At 60.3% G+C, this 3,976-nt stretch carries 4 protein-coding genes; all 4 read right to left on the bottom strand.

The window, feature by feature from the left end:
* Positions 1-158 precede the first annotated feature (158 nt).
* The gene (locus AWB67_RS34815; protein ID WP_087660473.1) at positions 159-1,160 is read right to left on the bottom strand and encodes a transketolase family protein; all 1,002 of its coding nucleotides are present in this window, start codon (positions 1,158-1,160) and stop codon (positions 159-161) included.
* A complete protein-coding gene (locus AWB67_RS34810) occupies positions 1,157-1,999 on the bottom strand; it encodes a transketolase (protein ID WP_087660472.1) in 843 nt (280 codons plus the stop codon). Before AWB67_RS34810 ends, AWB67_RS34815 begins: the two co-directional genes overlap by 4 nt.
* A gap of 44 nt (positions 2,000-2,043) precedes the next feature.
* Positions 2,044-3,372: an MFS transporter gene (locus AWB67_RS34805; RefSeq protein ID WP_087660471.1), complete on the bottom strand. Its 1,329-nt coding sequence runs from the start codon at positions 3,370-3,372 to the stop codon at positions 2,044-2,046.
* A gap of 80 nt (positions 3,373-3,452) precedes the next feature.
* Positions 3,453-3,976 (bottom strand): SDR family NAD(P)-dependent oxidoreductase (locus AWB67_RS34800; RefSeq protein ID WP_087660470.1); only part of this gene is annotated, 524 nt, incomplete at its 5' end.

The following is a 3,976-nucleotide window of genomic DNA, read 5'->3' as shown; positions in this document are numbered from 1 at the left end:
GCTGTTAGAGATTGCACCTGAAATCGCCTGTCTTTGATGAGCGGTGCGTCAACGAACCGGACGCACCGTCCTCCACTCTGGGCAAATCGAAAACCGAATCACATCGTCATTTGATCGGCCCCCCCGTCGCGACGACGCGTTCGAAGGAGCCCGCGGGCTCATCCAAGCCATCCCTTGATGGTTTCGGCCATTACATTGGTCGAGATGCCGTAGCGATCGTGCAGGGTCGGTAACGCGCCCGCAGCAAGGAACTCATCGGGCAATGCGATTTGCCGATACATCGGCGTGACGCCAGCCGTGAGCAGCGTGGTTGCGACGGCTTCCCCCAAGCCGCCGATCGTCGAGTGGTTCTCGGCGACCACCACCAGGCGGCCGGTCTGTTTGGCTTCCCGCAGGATCGTCTCGGTGTCGAGCGGCTTGATGGTCGGCACGTGCAGCACGCCCACCCCAACGTTGTCCGCTTCCAGCGCCTTCGCCACTTCTAATGCGCGCATCGTCATGATGCCCGAGGAGATGATGAGCACCTCGGCGCCGTCGCGCAGAAGCTTCGCCTTGCCGAGCTCGAATTGGTAGTCGTATTCGTCGAGTACGGCAGGAACGTTACCGCGCAGCAGGCGCGCATACACCGGACCCTTGTGCTCCGAAATCGCAGCCACCATCTGCTCGGTTTCGAGCGCATCGCAGGGGTCAATGACCGTCATGTTTGGCATCGCTCGCATAACAGCGATATCCTCCGCCGCCTGATGGCTCGGGCCGTAGCCGGTCGTGAGTCCCGGCAGCGCGCAGATGATCTTCACATCGAGATTGTCTTCGGCGATGGCCTGGTGCATGAAGTCATAGGCGCGACGGGTCGCGAACACGGCATAGGTGGTGACAAACGGCTGAGCGCCTTCGTGTGCCATGCCAGCGGCCGCGCCCATCAGCAGTTGCTCGGCCATTCCCATCTGGTAGTAACGCTCTGGGAACTCTTTGCCGAAGATATGCAAGTCGGTGTATTTACCGAGGTCGGCCGTCATGCCGACAATATTCTGTTTCTCCCGAGCCAGCTTGGCGAGCGCGTGACCAAAGGGTGCGGAACGCGTGACTTGTCCTTCGCCGGCGATCGAGGCGATCATCGCGGAAGTCTTCAGACGCGGCTTTTTGGTGGTGGTATCGCTCATGCTTGTCTCCCTGCTTCGAGTGCTGCAAGCGCCAGTTGCCACTCGTGGGCATCGACGCGGATGAAATGGTTCTTCTCCCGTTCTTCGAGGAACGGCACACCGCAGCCCATGCGGGTATCGCACACGATGATGCGAGGCTGCGCTTGCGGGTGATTTCGCGCGTTGTCGAAGGCTGTCTTCACCGTATTGATGTCGTTGCCGTCGATGCGTTGCACGTACCAGCCGAACGCTTCGAGCTTCTCGACGAGCGGTTCGAACGCCATGATTTGCGATGAGGGACCATCGGCTTGCTGGTTGTTGACGTCGACCATGGCGATCAGGTTGTCGAGCTTCCAGTGAGCGGCCGACATGAGGCCCTCCCAGATCGCGCCCTCGTCGAGTTCGCCGTCGGAAAAGAGCGTGTAGACGAAGGCATCCGAGCCCTTGCGCTTGAGACCAAGGCAGCGTCCCACCGCGATCGTGAGACCGTGACCCAGTGAGCCCCCGGACATCTCCATGCCGGGCGTGTAGCTTGCCATGCCGGACATTGGCAACCGGCTGTCGTCGCTGCCGTAGGTTTCCAGCTCCTCGGCGGGGAGAATGCCGGCTTCGAGCAGCACGGCGTACAGCGCGATCGCATAGTGGCCGTTGGACATGAGAAAGCGGTCACGACCTTCCCATTCCGGGTTATCTGGCTGATAGCGCATCGCGCCGAAGTAGGAAACGGCAAGTACATCGGCGATGTCGAGTGCCTGGCCGATATAGCCTTGCCCCTGTACTTCGCCCATCAGCAAGGCGTTTCTACGAATCCGATAGGCGCGCTCGGCGAGCGTCACCGCGTCTGATGACGGACTGTTCATGGTGTCTCCTTGATTTGAAAGTAAGTCTTTTGCAGCGGACGGTGTCAGCGATTGACGGACTTGGCCGGCACGAGGAAAACAAGCCCGGCACCGATGACGATTGCGACGGAGATAAAAATTAGCCCGGCCGTCGACTTACCGGTTAGGTCATTCAACCAGCCGACGATAGCCGGCGAGAAGAAGCCTGCGAGATTGGCGAAGCAGTTCACTGCAGCAATACCCGCTGCCGCCGACATACCACCGAGGAGCGCAGTCGGCAACGACCAGAACTGTGAGGAAGACGCGAGGATGCCGGCGGCGGCCACGCTCACACACACCAGCGATGCAGCGACTCCACCGAGCATCGGAAGCGTTGCGAAACCCGCAGCCGCTACGAGCATCGGGATCGCCAGATGCAAGCGACGTTCGCGATGACGGTCCGCGCTTGCCCCGACAAGCGGCAGCGTGACGATGGCGCACAGATACGGAACGGCGGTGAAGATGCCCACCCACAGCGGATCGGCGACACCCGACTTGCGAATGATCGTCGGCAGCCAGAAGGTGAGGCCATACTGACCGAGCACGACACAGAAGTAGATCGAAGCCATCAGCCACAGCCGGCCATCGCCAATGAACGACCTAATGGACACATGGGCGACCTTGTGCGAGTTGTCACTGGCGACGTTGCGCGCGAGCAGGTCTTTCTCCGCATCGGTGAGCCACTTGGCGGACGCAATACCGTTGTCGAGGTAGAAGAGAATGGCAACACCGAGGAAGAGAGACGGCAGCGCCTCGAGCATAAACAGCCACTTCCAGCCAGCGAGGCCGTGCACACCATTAAACGCATGCATGATCCATCCGGACAGCGGCCCACCGACAATCCCCGCAAGAGGAATCGCCATGAAGAAGAGTGAGAGCGCCTTCGCGCGCCGTGCGGCGGGAAACCAGTACGTGAGGTAAAGGATGACACCCGGTGCGAACCCGGCCTCTGCTACGCCCAATAAGAAGCGAAGGATGTAGAAGGTGGTGGGCGACTTGACGAAGACGAAGCAGGCAGAAATCACCGCCCACGTCAGCATGATGCGGGCGAGCCAATTCCGTGCGCCCAGTTTATGCAGGAGGAGGTTGCTCGGCACCTCAAAGATGAAATAGCCGAGGAAGAAAATCCCGGCGCCCATGCCATAGACGGTGTCGCTGAATCGCAGGTCGGTGAGCATCTGCAGTTTCGCAAAGCCTACGTTCACGCGATCCAGATAAGCGCCCAGATAGCAGATCATCAGGAACGGTATTAGGCGCCGCCCGACTTTCGCATACGTTTTCACTTCAAAGCTCGCCGCATCGGCGACAGACGTGACATCGGCCGCCATTGACGGCGCAGTGGACTTCGCTTTCATAAGTGTCTCCTGCTGGATCGCCCCGAGTTGTCCCGGGTGCATTGGTGACTCATCCGCCGCAGTTGCGGCGAATGTCGTTCTTAATGAATCAGCATTCCGCCGTTGACGTCGAGTGTGATGCCGGTGAGGTAGACTGATAAGTCGCTCGAGAGGAATAGGCACGCGTTTGCGACATCGGCTGCATCGCCGAGCCGGCCGAGCGGAATGCCCTTGATGACGTCGGCGCGCATCTCGGCCGTGAGCTTGTCGCCGGTAATATCCGTCTGGATCAGGCCCGGTGTGATCGAGTTGACGCGGATGTTGTCCGCCCCGAGTTCCCGCGCCATCGCACGAGCGAGCCCCAGTACGCCCGCTTTAGCGGCACTGTAGTGGGGACCGCCAAAGATGCCGCCGCCGCGTTGCGCGGAAACGGACGACATGCAGACGATGCTGCCGCTTTTTTGCGCTCTCATCTGCGGAATAACCGCTTGCGACATATACAGCGTGCCGCGCAGGTTTACGTCGATGACCGCATCGAAATTGCCCGCTTCGATGTCCATCGTCTTCAACGGCTGGGTGATGCCCGCGTTGTTGATCAGTCCGTCGACGCGGCCGTACTTGTCAA

It is taken from the genome of Caballeronia terrestris, from assembly GCF_001544515.1.
Lineage (GTDB): Bacteria > Pseudomonadota > Gammaproteobacteria > Burkholderiales > Burkholderiaceae > Caballeronia > Caballeronia terrestris.
The sequence above is the reverse complement of the archived record's forward strand: the minus strand, read 5'-3'. Positions and strand labels throughout refer to the sequence as shown.

Bases quoted from the DNA above. Each gene is read 5' to 3' on its own strand.
- AWB67_RS34810 (WP_087660472.1), bottom strand. From the start codon at position 1,999: ATGAACAGTCCGTCATCAGACGCGGTGACGCTCGCCGAGCGCGCCTAT.
- AWB67_RS34815 (WP_087660473.1), bottom strand. From the start codon at position 1,160: ATGAGCGATACCACCACCAAAAAGCCGCGTCTGAAGACTTCCGCGATG.
- AWB67_RS34805 (WP_087660471.1), bottom strand. From the start codon at position 3,372: ATGAAAGCGAAGTCCACTGCGCCGTCAATGGCGGCCGATGTCACGTCT.